General features: G+C 62.9%; 13 protein-coding genes and 2 tRNA genes. 14 read left to right on the top strand and 1 reads right to left on the bottom strand.

Features of this window, described 5'->3' with window-relative positions; translation table 11 throughout:
• The first annotated feature begins 1 nt into the window (after position 1).
• The 14 genes from gnd (at position 2) to H351_RS02975 (ending at position 16,939) form a co-directional block, all read left to right on the top strand.
• Positions 2-910, top strand: a complete 909-nt coding sequence (gene gnd, locus H351_RS03040) for a phosphogluconate dehydrogenase (NAD(+)-dependent, decarboxylating) (RefSeq protein WP_029256815.1) — start codon at positions 2-4, stop codon at positions 908-910.
• Positions 911-2,140, top strand: coding sequence for a DNA replication/repair protein RecF (gene recF, locus H351_RS03035; RefSeq protein WP_020905610.1), 1,230 nt, complete (start codon positions 911-913; stop codon positions 2,138-2,140).
• Positions 2,133-2,678: a DUF721 family protein gene (locus tag H351_RS03030; RefSeq protein ID WP_003942471.1), complete on the top strand. Its 546-nt coding sequence runs from the start codon at positions 2,133-2,135 to the stop codon at positions 2,676-2,678. The genes recF and H351_RS03030 overlap by 8 nt, the downstream gene beginning before the upstream one ends.
• Before the next feature lie 124 nt (positions 2,679-2,802).
• The gene (locus H351_RS03025; RefSeq protein ID WP_007729174.1) at positions 2,803-3,714 is read left to right on the top strand and encodes a metal-dependent hydrolase; all 912 of its coding nucleotides are present in this window, start codon (positions 2,803-2,805) and stop codon (positions 3,712-3,714) included.
• Complete coding sequence (locus tag H351_RS03020; protein WP_029256816.1) at positions 3,714-4,835, top strand: PDR/VanB family oxidoreductase; 1,122 nt, start codon at positions 3,714-3,716, stop codon at positions 4,833-4,835. The genes H351_RS03025 and H351_RS03020 overlap by 1 nt, the downstream gene beginning before the upstream one ends.
• A 26-nt stretch (positions 4,836-4,861) precedes the next feature.
• Positions 4,862-5,785 (top strand): alpha/beta fold hydrolase, encoded by a 924-nt coding sequence (locus tag H351_RS03015; protein WP_029256817.1) that lies wholly within the window; start codon positions 4,862-4,864, stop codon positions 5,783-5,785.
• 197 nt (positions 5,786-5,982) lie between these two features.
• Positions 5,983-8,019 (top strand): DNA topoisomerase (ATP-hydrolyzing) subunit B, encoded by a 2,037-nt coding sequence (gyrB, locus tag H351_RS03010; RefSeq protein WP_003942515.1) that lies wholly within the window; start codon positions 5,983-5,985, stop codon positions 8,017-8,019.
• Between the two features lie 86 nt (positions 8,020-8,105).
• Positions 8,106-10,637 carry a DNA gyrase subunit A gene (gene gyrA / locus H351_RS03005; RefSeq protein WP_019746215.1) on the top strand — a complete coding sequence of 844 codons (2,532 nt, stop codon included), beginning with the start codon at positions 8,106-8,108 and terminating at the stop codon, positions 10,635-10,637.
• Positions 10,637-12,037, top strand: a complete 1,401-nt coding sequence (locus H351_RS03000) for a DUF3566 domain-containing protein (RefSeq protein ID WP_029256818.1) — start codon at positions 10,637-10,639, stop codon at positions 12,035-12,037. Before gyrA ends, H351_RS03000 begins: the two co-directional genes overlap by 1 nt.
• Before the next feature lie 75 nt (positions 12,038-12,112).
• Positions 12,113-12,186 (top strand) — tRNA-Ile (locus tag H351_RS02995).
• 176 nt (positions 12,187-12,362) lie between these two features.
• Positions 12,363-12,435 (top strand) — tRNA-Ala (locus H351_RS02990).
• A gap of 262 nt (positions 12,436-12,697) precedes the next feature.
• Entirely contained in the window at positions 12,698-13,807 is a 1,110-nt protein-coding gene (locus H351_RS02985) for a baeRF11 domain-containing protein (RefSeq protein WP_003942559.1), read from the top strand.
• A gap of 62 nt (positions 13,808-13,869) precedes the next feature.
• A complete protein-coding gene (locus H351_RS02980; RefSeq protein WP_020905614.1) occupies positions 13,870-15,534 on the top strand; it encodes an alpha/beta hydrolase in 1,665 nt (554 codons plus the stop codon).
• Between the two features lie 127 nt (positions 15,535-15,661).
• Positions 15,662-16,939: a lipase family protein gene (locus H351_RS02975; protein WP_029256819.1), complete on the top strand. Its 1,278-nt coding sequence runs from the start codon at positions 15,662-15,664 to the stop codon at positions 16,937-16,939.
• Positions 16,940-16,996: 57 nt separating this feature from the next.
• Here the strand turns inward: H351_RS02975 and H351_RS02970 are convergent, their stop codons facing one another.
• Positions 16,997-17,449 (bottom strand): hypothetical protein, encoded by a 453-nt coding sequence (locus tag H351_RS02970; RefSeq protein WP_019746221.1) that lies wholly within the window; start codon positions 17,447-17,449, stop codon positions 16,997-16,999.
• Between the last annotated feature and the right edge of the window lie 12 nt (positions 17,450-17,461).

Raw genomic sequence — 17,461 nt, 5'->3', positions numbered from 1 at the left:
TATGAAGATCGGACTCGTAGGTCTCGGCAAGATGGGTTTCAACATGCGTGAGCGCTTGCGCGCGCATGGCCTCGAGGTGATCGGATACGACCCTCGACCGGAAGTCACCGATGTCGGGTCACTTGCCGAACTCGCTGCTTCCCTCGAGGGACCTCGAGTCGTCTGGGTGATGGTTCCGGCCGGTGAAATCACCCAGAGCACCATTGCCGAGCTGGCGGATGCCCTCGAGGGCGGTGATCTGGTCATCGACGGTGGGAACTCGCGTTACACCGACGATGCTGTCCATGCCGAGCTTCTGGGCGCCCGTGGGATCGGTTTCCTCGACTGCGGTGTCTCCGGTGGCATCTGGGGCCGTGAGAACGGCTACGGCCTGATGGTGGGCGGATCCGAGCCCGACGTGGCGAAGGCAATGCCGATCTTCGACGGCCTTCGCCCCGACGGCGACGCTGCAGACGGCTTGGTCCACGCCGGTCCCGTCGGTGCTGGTCATTACGCGAAGATGGTGCACAACGGCATCGAATACGGCCTGATGCAGGCGTATGCCGAGGGGTACGAGCTCCTCGAGGCGGAAAGCCTGATCGCGGACGTTCCCGGTGTGCTCCGAGCCTGGTCGAAGGGAACCGTCGTACGCTCGTGGTTGCTCGATCTGCTTGTCGACGCCCTCGAGGAGGATCCGGAGCTTGCGCAGATCACGGGCTATACCGAGGATTCCGGTGAGGGCCGCTGGACGGTAGAGGAAGCTATCAAGCACGCTGTCCCCGCTCCCGTCATCTCCGCTGCTCTGTTCGCGAGATTTGCTTCACGACAGGATGATTCACCGGCCATGAAGGCGGTGTCGGCCTTGCGTAATCAGTTCGGTGGTCACGCGGTCAAGAGCGCTTCGCCCAAGAATTCGGCTTCTGGAAGCTAAGTGTTCGTTCGTAGATTTTCGCTGCGGGACTTCCGATCCTGGGATTCGCTGACGCTGGACCTCACGCCGGGAACAACTGTCTTCCTCGGTTCGAACGGGCACGGTAAAACCAACGTCCTCGAGTCACTGGGGTATCTGTCCACGTTGTCCTCTCATCGAGTGTCCACGGATGCACCGATGATCCGCAGCGGTTCCGCCAGTGCTTTTGCTGGTGCAACGGTGGTCAACAACGGGCGCGAACTGACCATCGACGTCGAACTGATCGAGGGAAAGTCCAACCGCGCCAGGATAAATCAGTCGCCGACACGTCGTCCGCGTGAAGTGTTGGGGATTCTTCAGTCGGTGATGTTCGCGCCGGAAGATCTGTCGTTGGTTCGCGGTGATCCTGGCGATCGTCGGCGCTATCTCGACGAGTTGTTGACGTCGCGGATTCCCCGAATGGCTGCCGTCCGTGCGGATTACGACAAAGTGCTGCGTCAGCGCTCAGCCCTACTCAAAACTGCTGGTGCGGCTTTGCGCCGCGGTTCTCGTGGTGGCGAGTCCGACAACGTCCTCTCAACCCTCGAGGTGTGGGACGGGCATCTGGCCGCTCACGGCGCACAATTGTTGGCCGGGCGCCTCGAGTTGGTCCATGATCTGGCGCCCCACCTGGCGGAGTCGTATCGTTCCATCGCACCCGAGTCCCGGCCGGCGTCGATCCGATATAAGAGCAGCCTGGGTTCGTCGTTGGATCCCGAATTCACCGATCCTGCAAGGATTTCCGGAATCGACGACGTTGCATACCTCGAGGAGAGATTCCATCTCGAGTTGGCACAGATGAGGTCGAAGGAAATCGATCGCGGAGTGTGTCTGGTCGGTCCGCATCGGGACGACCTGGAGCTGGTTCTCGGCGACAGTCCGGCGAAAGGCTTTGCCAGTCATGGTGAATCGTGGTCGTTCGCGCTTTCGCTGAGACTGGCAGGTTTTGCCCTGTTGCGCGCGGACGGCAGCGACCCGGTCCTGATGCTCGACGACGTATTCGCGGAATTGGACCGTCGTCGGCGTCGTGCGCTCGCCACCGTTGCGGCTACCGCAGAACAGGTGCTGATCACGGCCGCCGTTCCCGAGGACGTACCGGACGAACTCGAGGCGGCCAAGTTCGGCGTCGAAGCCTCCGATACCGGAGACGGTCGGATATCCCGGATAGTGCCCGTAGGCTCGACGGATCAGGAGGTCGAGTTCGATGACTGAAGACAGCAGCGCGGCCCCGGAGCCCGAGCTCAAGGGGATCGATCTGGCGCGCCGTGCCCTCGAGGAGGCACGCGCGACAGCCAAAGCCAACGGCAAGGCCGTCGGGCAGGGGCGCTCGTCGCCCAAATACGGAAGTGGCCGCCCGCGTCGACGCAGCGGTTGGTCCGGCCCCGGCCCGGATGCGCGGGACCCTCAGCCGTTCGGTGCTCTCACCAGCGCTATCTCCAAATCGCGTGGGTGGTCCCCCAAGGTGTCCGAGGGCACGGTCCTCGGTCGGTGGCCGCAGGTCGTCGGTGAAGACATCTCCGCGCACGCCGAGCCGATCTCTCTGAAAGAAGGTGTTCTCAGCATCTCCGCCGAGTCGACGGCGTGGGCTACCCAGTTGCGCATGATGCAGTCCCAGATTCTGGCCAAGATCGCTGCTGCCGTCGGTGACGGCGTCGTGAAGACACTGCGCATCACCGGTCCGAGTGCGCCTAGCTGGCGCAAGGGTGAAAGGCATGTGAAAGGCCGCGGACCTCGCGATACGTACGGCTGAGGAAAACTCAACCAGGACCTGGTTCTACCTATTACTTCGTGTTACAGTTAAAACTCGCTAGTGAGTGAACTGTGTCACAAGGCTGTCGTTCCCTACCGATCGGCAGGCATGAAGGAGTAGCTAGATGTCGCAGAAGATATCGACACCCGCTTCGTCGTTCGCCGAGCCGGATCACATCCTGTTGCAGGCTCGCAATGTCGAGTTCGACTGGTCCGATCTGCCCATGCACTGGATTCCGGGCGATCCGTTCAGCACACACGTTCTCAACGTACTTCACCTCCTCCTCCCAGCCGGTGAGGAGTGGTTTGTCGAGACCTTCAAGGAAGCTCTTCCTCTGATCGAGGACGAGAAACTCCGTGAAGACGTCGTCGGATTCATCGGCCAAGAGGCGATGCACTCCAACGCGCACTCGGGTGTCCTCGTCCATCTGAAGGAAAACGGCCTGGATCCGACGCCGTACACCCAGCAGATGGAGTGGGCATTCTCGAAACTGCTCGGCCCGCGCCCGATGACGGGACTGCGCGCCGAGAATCACCTGGTGGAGCGCTTGGCGATCATCGCGGCCATCGAACACATCACTGCTTTCCTCGGCGACTGGGTGCTCAACGCCAAGGGGCTCGACAAAGCCGGCATGCACCCGACCATGCTTGATCTTCTTCGCTGGCACGGCGCCGAAGAAGTCGAACACCGCGCCGTCGCGTACGACGTGATGCGCTACTTCGACAAGCGTGAGACCCGCCGGATCCGTACCCAGATCCTCGTCACGCCCGCAATCGTGTGGCTGTGGATTCGTGGAACCCGGTTCTTGATGCGCAACGATCCCGAGCTTGCCGCTCAGGCTCCCAGCCGTCGACGACCCCACCTGTCCGATTTCATCGCGGCCGGAAAGCGTGGCACAGTTCCCACGTCGTTCGAGCTGGTCAAGCGGATGTCGACGTACTTCAGCAAGTCCTATCACCCCAGTAACGAGGGCTCGACCGCCCAGGCGGTGCAGTACCTGGCGTCGTCACCCGCAGCTCAGGCGGCTGCACGGTGATTTCACTCTCGAGGGTCAAGGACGTCATCTCCGGGCACGACGGGTTGCCGCGTTTTCCGGCGCCACCCGATTTGTCCGGAAAGAACCGTCCCGACCGTGCCATGCGCATCACGGAGTTATTGGCGGACAAGTACCTTCGGGTGTTGACGGCCTACGACTACAACCCCGAGATCGCTGGCCACAACCCCGACACGGCCATGAACATGGTGGTCAGTACGCGTGAGGTGGTGGCGACCGACGAGAACGTCGTTCGCCTGCGCTTCGAATCCACCGACGGTTCACCGATTCCGCCGTGGCATCCGGGTTCGCACCTGGACTTCCATCTACCTTCGGGTCTGCGGCGTCAGTATTCGCTGTGCGGCGACCCTGCCGATCGCACGGGATACAGCGTCGCGGTTCGTCGGATCCCCGACGGCGGTGGCGGTTCCATCGAGATGCACGCTCTCAAGCCGGGTGAGCACGTCACGGTACGCGGCCCTCGCAACGGATTTCCCTTTGTGGGTGAAGGCAGTGCACTGTTTGTTGCCGGCGGTATCGGTATCACGCCGATCATCGCAATGGTCCGTGCGGCAAGAGAATTGGGAATGGACTGGTACTTCGTGTACTCGGGCCGCTCTCGTGAATCCATGCCGTTCCTCGACGAAATCGCGAGCTGGGAACCCGAGCGTGTCTTCGTGCGCCCGGACGACGAGTTCGGATTGCCCACCACCGCAGACCTTCTCGGACGAGCGCCGGTCGGCGGCGCCGTGTACTGCTGCGGCCCGACGCCGATGCTCGACGCCGTCCGCCGCGGATTCCGCGATACACCCTCCACTGCTTTGCATTTCGAGCGGTTCGGGGCTCCGCCGGTGATCGACGGCAAGGAATTCGAAGTGCAGCTGGTCAATTCGGGTCAGGTGCTCACCGTGCCCGCCGACGAGTCCGCGCTCGACGTCATCAAGAAGACATTGCCCGGTGTCGGGTACTCGTGTCAGCAGGGTTTCTGCGGAACCTGTCGTGTGAAGGTACTCGCGGGCAAGCCCGATCACCGCGAAAGGCGTCTGACCGACACCGAACAGGAAACGGAGATGCTCATCTGCGTATCCCGTTCCGACGGTGGACGTCTCGTTCTCGATCTCTAGATATTCCGACTCCGAAGGGTTCGACAATGTCCAAGCACTCTCCTGTCCATGCCGTGACCGCGCGTCGCGTGACCAACGGTTCCGTCAGCCTGGCAGTGTTCGAGCAGGGCAAGGCAGACGGCGAGACCATCGTCCTGGTGCATGGTTGGCCCGACACCCATGAATTGTGGAACCGCATCGTGCCTTTGCTGGCAGACGACTTCCGCGTCGTCAGCTACGACAGCCGCGGGGCCGGTGAGAGCACGATCCCCTCGAGGGTGCAGGACTACCAACTGAGCGCACTGGCCGGCGATCTTTTTGCCGTCATCGACGCGGTCAGCCCGGGCAAGCCGGTGCACGTCCTGGCACATGACTGGGGATCCGTGGAAACGTGGGAAGCGGTCTGCGAGCCGGGTGCCGAAGAGAAGATCGCGTCGTTCTCGTCCATCTCGGGCCCCAATCTCGATCATCTCGGCAAGTGGGTCCGGGCGAGCGTGTCCAAGCGTCGTTTCCTCGGCCCAGCGGCGCAGGGAATTGCGTCGGCCTACACCGTTCTGTTCCAGATTCCCGGGCTGTGTACCCTCCCGTTGCGTCTGTGGTTCTCCAAGCACTGGCCGGCATTTCTGGGCTTCTTCGACGGTCTGGACCCCCGTGTGGTCAACACCGCGCCCACCATCGCCGACGACATGGTGAACGGACTCAAGCTTTATCGCGCGAACATCCGGCCGTCTCTCGGCAAGCCGCGGGATCGGTACACGGACGTGCCTGTTCAGCTCATTCTGAACAAGTACGACAAAGCCGTTCGTCCGGTGGGATACGAAGACACCGAAAAATGGGTCTCCGACCTGCAGCGACGTGAAATTGCCGCGGGACACTGGTCGCCGTTTTCACATCCGAGCGAGGTTGCCGAACATGCGCGGGCATTTATCGCGAGCCTGAGAGAGCGTCGCTCGGAGAAGCAAAGTTCCTAGCGTTTCACCTTCAGGGGATCGTAAAAATTCGTCTGCGGCGCAGCCAGGGGTGTCATTGGCCGCTTCTAGTCGGTGCTTACCAGTAAGATGGTCAACGGTAACTAGCGGCAACATTCTCGAACCCGCTCCGACGACACCCGCAAGGGCTTGCTGACGGCTGCGCTCGAGTATTGACGGAGAAGGAGAGCTACCCACCCGTGGCTGCCCAGAAGTCAGATACAAGCACTTCCAGCAAGGACTACAACGCGTCGTCCATCACCGTCCTCGAAGGACTCGAGGCGGTACGTAAGCGTCCAGGCATGTACATCGGTTCCACCGGTGAACGCGGCCTGCACCACCTCATTTGGGAGGTCGTCGACAACTCGGTCGACGAAGCGATGGCCGGACACGCCACCAAGGTCGAGGTCACCCTCCTCGAAGACGGCGGAATCCGCGTCATCGACGACGGCCGCGGCATCCCGGTCGGCATGCACGCCTCCGGAGTACCCACCGTCGAGGTCGTGCTGACCCAGCTGCACGCCGGCGGCAAGTTCGACTCCGACTCCTACGCCGTCTCAGGTGGTCTGCACGGCGTCGGTATCTCGGTGGTCAACGCGCTCTCCACCCGGCTCGACGTCGACATCAAGGTCGACGGCTACCGGTGGCAGCAGACGTACACCGATTCCAAGCCGGGAGAGCTCGTACAGGGCGACCCGACGAAGGAGACCGGCACCACCGTCAGTTTCTGGGCTGATCCCGAGATCTTCGAGACCACCCGCTACAACTTCGAGACCGTTGCGCGTCGTCTGCAGGAAATGGCCTTCCTCAACAAGGGCCTGACCATCACGCTGACCGACGAGCGCGCCGAGGTCATCGACGACGAAGCTGCCGAGGTAGCCGAGGCTCCCAAGTCTGCTGCCGAAGAAGCCGAAGAAGCTGCTCAGGCAGCGCCGCGTAAGTCCAAGACCCGTATCTACCACTACCCCGGTGGACTCGAGGACTACGTCCGGCACATCAACAAGAGCAAGACCCCGATCCACAACTCGGTCGTGGGATTCACCGCCAAGGGCACCGGCCACGAGCTCGAGGTCGCAATGCAGTGGAACTCCGGCTACTCGGAGTCCGTGCACACCTTCGCCAACACGATCAACACCCACGAGGGTGGTACCCACGAAGAGGGCTTCCGCGCCGCACTGACCGCAACGGTCAACAAGTACGCGCTCGAAAAGAAGCTGCTCAAGGACAAGGATCCCAAGCTCACCGGTGACGACATCCGTGAAGGACTCGCGGCCATCATCTCGGTGAAGGTCGGTGAACCCCAGTTCGAGGGTCAGACCAAGACCAAGCTCGGCAACACCGAGGTCAAGTCCTTCGTACAAAAGGCGTGCAACGAGCACCTCGCGCACTGGTTCGAGGCGAACCCCGCCGACGCGAAAACCATTGTGAACAAGGCTGTTTCGTCGGCGCAGGCCCGCGTTGCCGCACGTAAGGCGCGTGAGCTGGTCCGTCGCAAGAGTGCGACCGACCTCGGTGGCCTGCCAGGCAAGCTCGCCGATTGCCGCTCCAACGATCCGGAGAAGTCCGAGATCTACATCGTGGAGGGCGACTCCGCAGGCGGCTCGGCCAAGTCCGGCCGAGACTCGATGTACCAGGCGATCCTCCCGCTTCGCGGAAAGATCATCAACGTCGAGAAGGCGCGTATCGATCGCGTCCTCAAGAACACCGAAGTCCAGTCGATCATCACCGCGTTCGGCACGGGCATCCACGACGAGTTCGACATCGCCAAGCTGCGCTATCACAAGATCGTGCTCATGGCCGACGCCGACGTCGACGGTCAGCACATCGCAACGCTGCTGCTCACGCTGCTGTTCCGCTTCATGCGGCCGCTCGTCGAGCACGGCAAGGTCTACCTCGCGCAGCCGCCGCTGTACAAGCTCAAGTGGCAGAAGGGTGCGCAGCCGGAATTCGCGTACTCCGACCGCGAGCGCGACGCGATGGTCAAGGCAGGCCTCGAGTCCGGCAAGAAGATCAACAAGGACGACGGCATCCAGCGCTACAAAGGCCTCGGCGAGATGAACGCCAAGGAGCTGTGGGAAACCACGATGGACCCGACGGTGCGCGTTCTGCGTCTCGTCACGCTCGACGACGCGGCTGCTGCCGACGAGCTGTTCAGCGTGCTGATGGGCGAAGACGTCGAAGCACGACGCAGCTTCATCACCCGCAATGCCCGGGACGTTCGTTTCCTCGACGTGTAGGCCTGCGGCCCTGTGAGCGGTTGCGGAGTCCCCGGACTCCTTTTCCGCGCACAGGGGCTTGCCCCCTCTTTTAAGAAAGTGAGCTCATGACCGACACCACGTTGCCACCGGACGGTCCGCAACACGACCGGATCGAACCGGTCGACATCCAGCAGGAAATGCAGAACAGCTACATCGACTACGCCATGAGCGTCATCGTCGGTCGCGCTCTGCCGGATGTCCGCGACGGACTCAAGCCGGTGCACCGCCGCGTGCTCTACGCGATGTACGACAACGGATATCGCCCAGACCGCGGATACGTGAAGTCTGCCCGACCGGTCGCCGAGACCATGGGTAACTACCACCCCCACGGCGACTCCTCGATCTACGACACGTTGGTCCGTATGGCCCAGCCGTGGTCACTGCGTTACCCGCTCGTCGACGGTCAGGGAAACTTCGGATCCCGCGGCAACGACGGCGCAGCCGCCATGCGTTACACCGAGTGCAGGCTCACGCCGCTCGCGATGGAAATGCTGCGCGAAATCGACCACGAGACAGTCGATTTCACCCCGAACTACGACGGCAAGACGCAGGAACCGACGGTTCTGCCCAGCCGTATCCCGAACCTTCTGATCAACGGTTCCAACGGCATCGCCGTCGGTATGGCCACCAACATTCCGCCGCACAACCTGCGTGAGGTTGCCGAGGCCATCTACTGGGCGCTCGAGAACTTCGAGGCGGACGAGGAAGCCACCCTCGCGGCCGTCATGGAGCGCATCAAGGGACCCGACTTCCCGACGCACGGGCTCATCGTCGGTGGACAGGGCATCCAGGATGCCTACACCACCGGCCGTGGCTCCGTCCGTATGCGCGGCGTCGTCGAGATCGAGGAAGATGCCAAGGGCCGCACCACGATCGTCATCACCGAGCTGCCCTACCAGGTCAACCCGGACAACCTGATCACCTCCATCGCGGAGCAGGTTCGTGACGCGAAGATCGGTGGCATCTCCGACATCCACGACGAGTCCTCGGACCGCGTCGGCATGCGCATCGTCGTCACCGTCAAGCGTGACGCCGTTGCCAAGGTCGTGCTGAACAACCTTTACAAGCACACCCAGCTGCAGACCAGCTTCGGCTGCAACATGCTCTCCATCGTCGACGGAGTGCCGCGCACGCTGCGCCTCGACCAGATGATCCGTCTGTACACGACGCATCAGCTCGAGGTCATCGTTCGTCGTACCAGGTACCTGCTTCGCAAGGCACAGGAGCGCGCCCACATCCTGCGCGGTCTGGTCAAGGCGCTCGACGCTCTGGACGAGGTCATCGCCTTGATCCGTGCGTCGCAGACCGTCGACATCGCTCGCGCCGGATTGATGGAACTCCTCGACGTCGACGAGATCCAGGCCGACGCCATCCTCGGCATGCAGCTGCGTCGTCTGGCCGCCCTCGAGCGTCAGAAGATCGTCGACGAGTTGGCCGAGATCGAACTCGAAATCGCGGACCTCGAAGACATTCTGGCTCGCCCGGAGCGTCAGCGCGCGATCGTTCGTGACGAGCTCAAGGAAATCGTCGACAAGTACGGCGACGACCGTCGTACCCGCATCATCGCCGCCGACGGAGACGTCAACGACGAGGATCTGATCGCCCGCGAAGACGTCGTCGTCACGATCACCGAGACCGGTTACGCCAAGCGCACCAAGACCGACCTGTACCGCTCGCAGAAGCGCGGCGGCAAGGGTGTTCAGGGTGCCGGCCTCAAGCAGGACGACATCGTCTCGCACTTCTTCGTCACGTCGACGCACGACTGGCTGCTGTTCTTCACCACGAAGGGCCGCGTCTACCGCGCGAAGGCTTACGAGCTGCCCGAGGCGAGCCGTACCGCTCGCGGTCAGCACGTTGCCAACCTCCTGGCCTTCCAGCCGGACGAGCGCATCCAGTCCGTCATCCAGATCAAGACGTACGAAGACGCGCCTTACCTGGTGCTCGCCACTCGCAACGGTCTGGTCAAGAAGTCCAAGCTCACCGACTTCGACTCCAACCGCAGCGGTGGCATCGTCGCCATCAACCTGCGCGGTGAAGACGAACTGGTCGGCGCTGTTCTCTGCTCCGCCGACGACGACCTGCTCCTGGTCTCGGCACAGGGCCAGTCGATCCGCTTCTCGGCCACCGACGAGGCACTGCGTCCGATGGGCCGCGCCACGTCCGGTGTCCAGGGCATGCGTTTCAACGGTGACGACGAGCTGCTCTCGCTCAACGTCGTTCGTGAAGGAACGTTCCTCCTGGTCGCCACCTCGGGCGGTTACTCCAAGCGAACCGGCATGGAGGATTACCCGGTGCAGGGTCGCGGCGGCAAGGGCGTGCTCACGATTCAGTACGACAAGAAACGTGGCACTCTGGTCGGTGCGCTCATCGTCGACGACGACGACGAGCTGTACGCGATCACCTCGGGCGGCGGCGTCATCAGGACGGCTGCCAAGCAGGTTCGTAAGGCGGGACGCCAGACCAAGGGCGTGCGTCTGATGAACCTCGGCGAAGGCGACACACTGCTCGCGATTGCGCGCAACGCCGACGAGCCCGAAGAGCTCGCTGCAGAGACCACCGACAACGCAGACAATGCCGATGGAGCTAAGGAGTCCTAGTGAGCACTCCCAACCAGCCGGGCAGTGACCAGAAGAGTGAAAGCACTTCAGGTTCGACGCCACCGAAGCCGGAGCAGGCAACTGCTCCGGCGGGGCCGCAGACCTCGAAACCTGCAGCTCCAGCGGACGGCGGACCCAAAGCTTCCGAGGCAGCTCCGGCGCCCAAGGCACCGGAGCCGCCTCGCGGCCCGTCGGATTCGGCCCAGAAACCGGCGGCTGCGGCTCCCGACGCCGCGGGTGCGGCCAAGGGTCAGGCTCCTTCCGCTCCTTCTGTGGCTCCGGCTGCGCCGGTAACCCCGGCGAAGGGTGATGGTCAGGCTCCGCCGCAACCGGTTGCCAATCAGGCTCGTGGCAGCCAGGCACCGCCGTGGCAACGGGGACCCCAGCCGTCAGGCCAGCCTCAGGGTCAGCCATCTCAGAACCCCGCTGCTCAGAATCCGGCGTCCAAGGCCCCGGCGTCGAAGGCTCAGCCACCGCAGAATCAGGCTCCGCAAAGTCAGCCGCAGACCAACATCACGCGCCCGGCCGGCGCTGGTGCTCCTGCAGGTCGACAGGCAGCTCCTGCTGGGGGTAAGCCGCCTGCGGGTCCGCAGCGTCCTGCTGCGGCAGGCCCGGCGCAGGGTGGTCCGGCACAGGGTGGTCCGGCCAAAACCCCCGCACAGGGTGGTGCGCCGAAGGGACAGCCGCAGGCGGGTCGCCCTGCTGCCGGTGCACAGACAGGTCGTCCTGCCGGCAACCCGTCGGCGCGTCCTGTCGTGACAGGAACGGCAGCTGCCGCAGCTACTGGTGGCGTCGCCGGCGCAGCGGCAGCCAAGGCTGTTGCACCCTCGGGCGCAAATCCCAAGGCTGCAAACGCCACGGTCGCCAATCCCACCGTCGCTAATCCGAAAGCAAAAGCCGCCGCGATCGACGGGCCGACTCGGCACATCGATCGCAAGGATCTGCCGAAGGACATGCCTGACCTCTCCGAGGCCAAGCATCCGTTGCCTGCTGCGGTGAAGGGTGAGAAAACTCACGCCGTATCGGCCTCGGTCGTCGACGGTGCGCCACTGCGCGCAACGGTCCAGATCCGTCGTATCGACCCGTGGTCCACGCTCAAGATCACGTCCGTGATCTCGGTATCGCTGTTCTTCGTGTGGATGGTGGCCGTCGGACTGCTCTACGTCGTTCTCGACGGCATGGGCGTCTGGGATCGCCTGAACAACGCGTTCACCGACATCGTTGCCGACGGCGGCTCCGACGGTCTGGTGACGGCCGGCCAGGTGTTCGGCTACGCCGCGCTGATCGGTATCGCGAACATGGTGCTTTTCACGGCACTCGTCACGATCGGATCGTTCATCTACAACCTCTGCAGCGACCTGGTTGGCGGCGTCGAGGTAACTCTCGCCGACCGCGACTGACCTGCGAAAACATTGCTCCGCCGGGCCCGTTTTGGTGTCAGCGGCCCGGTGGGGTAATCTTTGGAATCGGTTCAGGGGCCTATAGCTCAGGTGGTTAGAGCGCTTTACTGATAATGAAGAGGTCGGAGGTTCAAGTCCTCCTAGGCCCACTCCCATGTGCCGAAGAAGGGTTGCTGGAATGAAGGTTTTCCTGCTTGTCGGGGCCGGAATTCTGGTAGCTCTCGGGGTCACCAAGCTGATCAAAAGTCAGCGCGGAGACAAGGTTTGGCACGATTTGGAAACAGGATAGAACCTAGGTACTCTGACTCCGGTCAGAAAACCGAACGGGGCCTTAGCTCAGTTGGTAGAGCGCTGCCTTTGCAAGGCAGATGTCAGGAGTTCGAATCTCCTAGGCTCCACAGTAAGAAAACACCCTTCCGGGATCCGGGAGGGTGTTTTTGTATGCCGATGTCCGACCAGCCGGTGCCCGACTCGTGGTCCTCCCCTTTTGAGCGAACGGCACTTTCGGCGCACTCAAGGCGATGAACATGCCGTTCGCTCGGAGTGGGGTGGCCAGAACAGCGCCCACTATGGACCGTTCGTCCCGAATTCTCCGGAAAGTCTAGTGGTCATAACCAGCCGGGCGTAGCGTGAGGAGAACCCAATTTCAGGAGGTTCGTAGTGCTTCACAACGACATTCCCAGCCACGGTGAAATTGCCGCACTCGCGGAGGTGGAAGGGCCCACCTGCATCACCATCGTGACTCCGACTGAAGATGCGCCGCAGGATCATGACAAAGCGCGCATCGCCTTCAAGGACCAGGTCCGCTCGGCACTCGCATCGGTGGAGGATCCGGCCGAGCGCAAGCTGTTCGAGGCCGAATACGCAGAGCTCGACGACGACGACGATTTCTGGCGCTTCCAGTCGCGCTCATTGGTCACGTACGCGACGCCGGAGCGTCTGGTGACCTTCCGCCTCCCCAACCGTCTGCAGGCGCTCGAAACGGTCAGCGATCGGTTTCATCTCAAGCCACTGCTCCGTTCGGTGACCTTCCCCCAGACGGCGTTTGTTCTCGCTCTCGCCGAAGGTTCGGTGCGATTGATCGAGATCGCCGCCGATCAACCGGCCGACGAGGTTCGTGTTCAGGGAATGCCGAAGAACGCTGCCGATCACGCGGGTAAGTCCTCGATCAACAGCCGAACGGAAGCCGGTCGGCTCTCGGGTTCGGACAGCCGAAAGCTGCGCGTCAATCAGTACGCCCGCGCAGTCGATCACGAGGTCCGTGGTGTCCTCGCCGGCCGCGACGTCCCCTTGATCCTGGCCGCTGCCGAACCCATCGCGTCGGTGTATCGCTCCGTGAATTCGTACCGCCACCTGGTCGACAAAACCGTCGAGGGAAACCCGGAAGCCTTGTCGACGCAGGAGGTGGCGGACGGTTCGCGTCCGGCGCTCGACGATTTCCACGCCGAGCAGTTGGCGGCGGTGCGGGACACCTTCAATGTGCGCACCGAACAGGGACGCACTCAAACCGACGTCGCCGACGTGGCAACGGCCGCGACGTACGGACAGGTCGACACCGTTTTCATCGACATCGATTCCGTAGTACCTGGAAGTCTCGATCCCCAGACGGGCGCTCTCACGACCGGTGAGTCGACCAACGGAAGCACATACGGGGTCGTCGACGAGATCGCTCGTCGCGCGCTCCTGACGGGTGCTCGGGTCCTCGCCGTTCGCGCCGAGGACATTCCGGGCGGCGGCGCAGTTGCCGCGATTTTGCGCTTCGCCCCGTAAACAGACTGGACGCGTGTGCGCTTCGTGACCTGATTCGGGCACGGGGCGCATACGATTCCGGCATGAAACGTGTGTGGGAACGGCTGCGCCTCTACTGCAAGACGCTGCACCCGGTCGGGCTTGCCTTTGCTCTGGTCTTCTTCACCTGGTCGATGAGTCCGTCCCTGTTGCCGCGCGCCTGGTACTTGCAGGGCGTTGCGACGGGCATCTCGCTCGCGATGGGATACGGCGTCGGCGTGACGGTTGCCTGGATGATCCGCAAGTGCGGCGTCGAACCGCAGTGGTCGGATCGCACCAAGAAGATCGGCTGGCGAGTCTTGTTGGCCGCGGCCGTCATTCTGGTTCCGACGTTCTTGGTCCTCGGTTCGTGGTGGCAGCAGATCGTTCGCGATCTTGTCGAAGCTCCTCGCACCAATCAGGCGAATTACCTTCTGGTGCTGCTGATTGCGCTCGGAATCTGGTTCATCCTGCTCGAGGCAGGCCGTGGTCTTCGTTTCACCACCAACAAGCTCACCGCCGTCGCACTTCGGTTCGTTCCCCTCGAAGCGGCGAAGGTCGGCAGCTTGATCGTCATCTTCGCCCTCGGCATCTTCATTGTGAACGGTGCGCTGTACAACGGGTTGATTGCCTTCGCGAACTGGAGTTTCTCCGGTGCGGATCACGAAACACCGGACGGCATCGAACAACCCTTGATCGCTGAGCGCAGTGGTTCACCGATGTCCGCGGAGGCCTGGGATTCGCTCGGCCAGGAGGGGCGCACCTTCATGGGCAGCGGTCCCACCGCGGCCGAGATCACCGCATTGACCGGACGTGAAGCGAAGCAACCGATCCGGGTGTACGCCGGACGCGAATCCTCGGACTCGATCAACGGTGTCGCACAGCGGGTCGTCGACGAGTTGGAGCGCACCGGCGGATTCGACCGCGGAACCCTCGCAGTTGTCACGACCACCGGCCGCGGTTGGGTGAACGAGGACGTCGCGTCGGCGTTCGAGTACGTCGAGGGCGGGGACACGGCGATCGCGTCGATGCAGTACTCGTTCCTTCCGAGTCCGTTGGCCTTCATCGCCGACCGTGAGACGCCGATGATTGCCGGTCGCGCACTCTTCAACGCGGTGTACGCCAAGTGGATCGACCTGCCCGTGGAGACGCGACCCGAGCTGGTTGTCTTCGGTGAGAGCCTCGGCTCCTACGGTGGCCAGGCCGCATTTGCCGGCGCTCAGGACATGATGACGCGCGTCGACGGCGCACTGTGGGTCGGAACCCCCAACTTCACTGCTCAGTGGCAGGAAATTACGGACAGCCGCGACTCGGGCTCACCGGAGATCCTGCCGGTGATCGACGGTGGCCAGGCGATTCGGTTTGCCGGTGATCCGGAAGATCTGGAGCTGAAGTCCGACTGGGACGACGATCGCATCGTGTACTGGCAGCACGCCAGCGACCCGATCACATGGTGGTCCTTCGACCTGCTGCTCAACAAGCCGGATTGGCTCAAGGAACCGCTGGGTCGCGACGTGGATCCGGGAATGACGTGGGTACCTCTCGTGACCTTCTGGCAGGTAACCCTCGACATGGTCTTCTCGGCTGACGTCCCGTCCGGGCACGGTCACAATTACGGCGAGGATGCAGCGGACATGTGGGCCAAGATCCTGCACCCCGAGGCCTGGACCTCGGCTGATACCGACAAGCTTCGTTCGCTGCTGACCTCCAATCTGGAGCCCACGAAGTAGTCGTAAACGGTTGTAAGTCAGCCTGTTAAGGCGAAAACCTCACGAAAAAGTGTTACGTGAGGTATGTGTTACTCTGCGTTCGCTGTGTGCCAAGCCACAGCGCAGGCGAGCGTGGGGAGATCGAAACGTGAAGAGCAGAGCATGGTGGGCGGCCGGGGTTTCCGTCGCGGCACTGGTCATGGGTGCTGTGACGGCCCCTGCCGCAATGGCGGACCCGGCGGATTTCTACACGCCGCCGTCGGAGCTTCCGGCAGGTGCCAACGGAGATCTCATCAAGAGTGAGCCGTCACCACTGCTGCTGAGCGTGCCCGGATCGAACGGTGCGTGGCCGGCAACCGCCACCAAGATCATGTACCGAAGCGAGGACGCCAAGGGTGCTCCCGTTGCCGTGACGGGGACCTACCTCGAACCGTCGAACCCGTGGACCGGGCAGGGGGCGCGTCCACTGGTTGCCGCAGCGGTAGGAACGCATGGGCAGGGCGATCAATGCGCTCCGTCCAAACTGTTCAACACCGGTATCGAGTACCAGTTCCCGACGGACGTCATGGTCGGCTACGAGTCCATCTGGGTGAACACGTTGCTGCTCAACGGCATTGCCGTCGTAGTCACCGATTACGAGGGCCTCGGAACTCCTGGCGATCACACCTACGTCAACCGCGAAGCCGAAGCGCACGCGGTTCTGGACTCGGTGCGTGCCGCTCAGCAGCTCCCGAACACGGGCATTCCCGCCGACGGCCCCGTCGGACTGTGGGGTTACTCGCAAGGTGGTGGAGCTGCCGCTGCCGCAACGGAATTGAAGCCGTCGTATGCTCCCGAGCTTGACCTCAAGGGCACGTACGCAGGTGCACCGCCCGCCGATCTGGCGGCGACGCTGCAGCAGGTCGACGGCACGTTCCTCACCGGAGTGATCGGCTACGCGCTCAACGGGATCCTTGCGCAGTACCCCGAGGTTCAGCCGCTGCTCGACGCCGAGATCAACGATCGCGGCCGACAGATGTTGGCCGCCACCAAGAACCAGTGCGTCGCCGAAAGTGGATTGCAGTTCGGCTTCCAGCAGTCGTCGAGCTTCACCAATTCCGGTGAATCACTCTCCGCAGTTCTGGCGCGTCTACCCATGGCGCAGGCGATCCTCGACGAGCAGAAGATCGGCAAGCTGACGCCGGAGTCGCCCGTGCTCATTCAGCATGGCCGCTCCGATGACATCGTTCCGTTCGGTCAGGGACAGCAACTGGCGCGAGACTGGTGCGGCAAGGGCGCGGCGGTGCAGTTCTCCGTCAACGAACTGCCCCCGATCATTCCGGGCATGGCAATCAATCATGCGACGCCGTACCTGGTGGGTACACCCGAATCCGTCGGGTACATGATCGATCGCTTCAACAACGTCCCGGCACCGTCCAACTGCTGAACGTGAACATCGAAAAGCCCCGGAACACAATCTGTTCCGGGGCTTTTCGTGTGTCGACTAAGCGGTCTTCTCGGCCGAGTTCTCTTCGAGCCGAGGGGGTGCGGAAGCGACCGGCGGATGCTCGCGTCGGCGGCTCTTGAAGAACACCGCGCCACCGATCACCGCGACACCGGCGATGACGAACACGGCGACGCGCTTGCGGCCGCGAGGCTTCTCGGTGCGTTCCGCGGACTTCGTGGGGATAGCCTTTGCGCGCTCGACGCCCTTCTTGGCGAGGACTTTGCCCTGACGACCCAGGAACAACCCGACCTGCCCGGCGCCGCGAGCGACCGATGTGGCGACCACCGCGGCGATACGGCGAGCGTTGTCGGCTGCCTCGGACTCCTTGATACGAGCCGCTGTCTCTTCGAGGTAGGCGGCAGTCTCGTCGAAGGTGTCCTCGACGCGGGCGCGCGCGTGATCGAAGGTGTCGGGCAACTGCGTGCTGAGGGACTCGGTCACTCGTGTCATGACTTCACTGTG

This window comes from Rhodococcus erythropolis R138 (assembly GCF_000696675.2).
Lineage (GTDB): Bacteria > Actinomycetota > Actinomycetes > Mycobacteriales > Mycobacteriaceae > Rhodococcus_F > Rhodococcus_F erythropolis.
Note: the sequence above shows the minus strand (reverse complement) of the source record. Positions and strands in the feature narration are given on the sequence as shown.

What these genes read in the sequence shown, in the direction of transcription:
- gnd (WP_029256815.1), top strand. Translation starts at nt 2, where the DNA reads ATGAAGATCGGACTCGTAGGTCTCGGCAAGATGGGTTTCAACATGCGT.
- H351_RS03030 (WP_003942471.1), top strand. Translation starts at nt 2,133, where the DNA reads ATGACTGAAGACAGCAGCGCGGCCCCGGAGCCCGAGCTCAAGGGGATC.
- H351_RS03025 (WP_007729174.1), top strand. Translation starts at nt 2,803, where the DNA reads ATGTCGCAGAAGATATCGACACCCGCTTCGTCGTTCGCCGAGCCGGAT.
- H351_RS03015 (WP_029256817.1), top strand. Translation starts at nt 4,862, where the DNA reads ATGTCCAAGCACTCTCCTGTCCATGCCGTGACCGCGCGTCGCGTGACC.
- gyrA (WP_019746215.1), top strand. Translation starts at nt 8,106, where the DNA reads ATGACCGACACCACGTTGCCACCGGACGGTCCGCAACACGACCGGATC.
- H351_RS02980 (WP_020905614.1), top strand. Translation starts at nt 13,870, where the DNA reads ATGAAACGTGTGTGGGAACGGCTGCGCCTCTACTGCAAGACGCTGCAC.
- H351_RS02970 (WP_019746221.1), bottom strand. Translation starts at nt 17,449, where the DNA reads ATGACACGAGTGACCGAGTCCCTCAGCACGCAGTTGCCCGACACCTTC.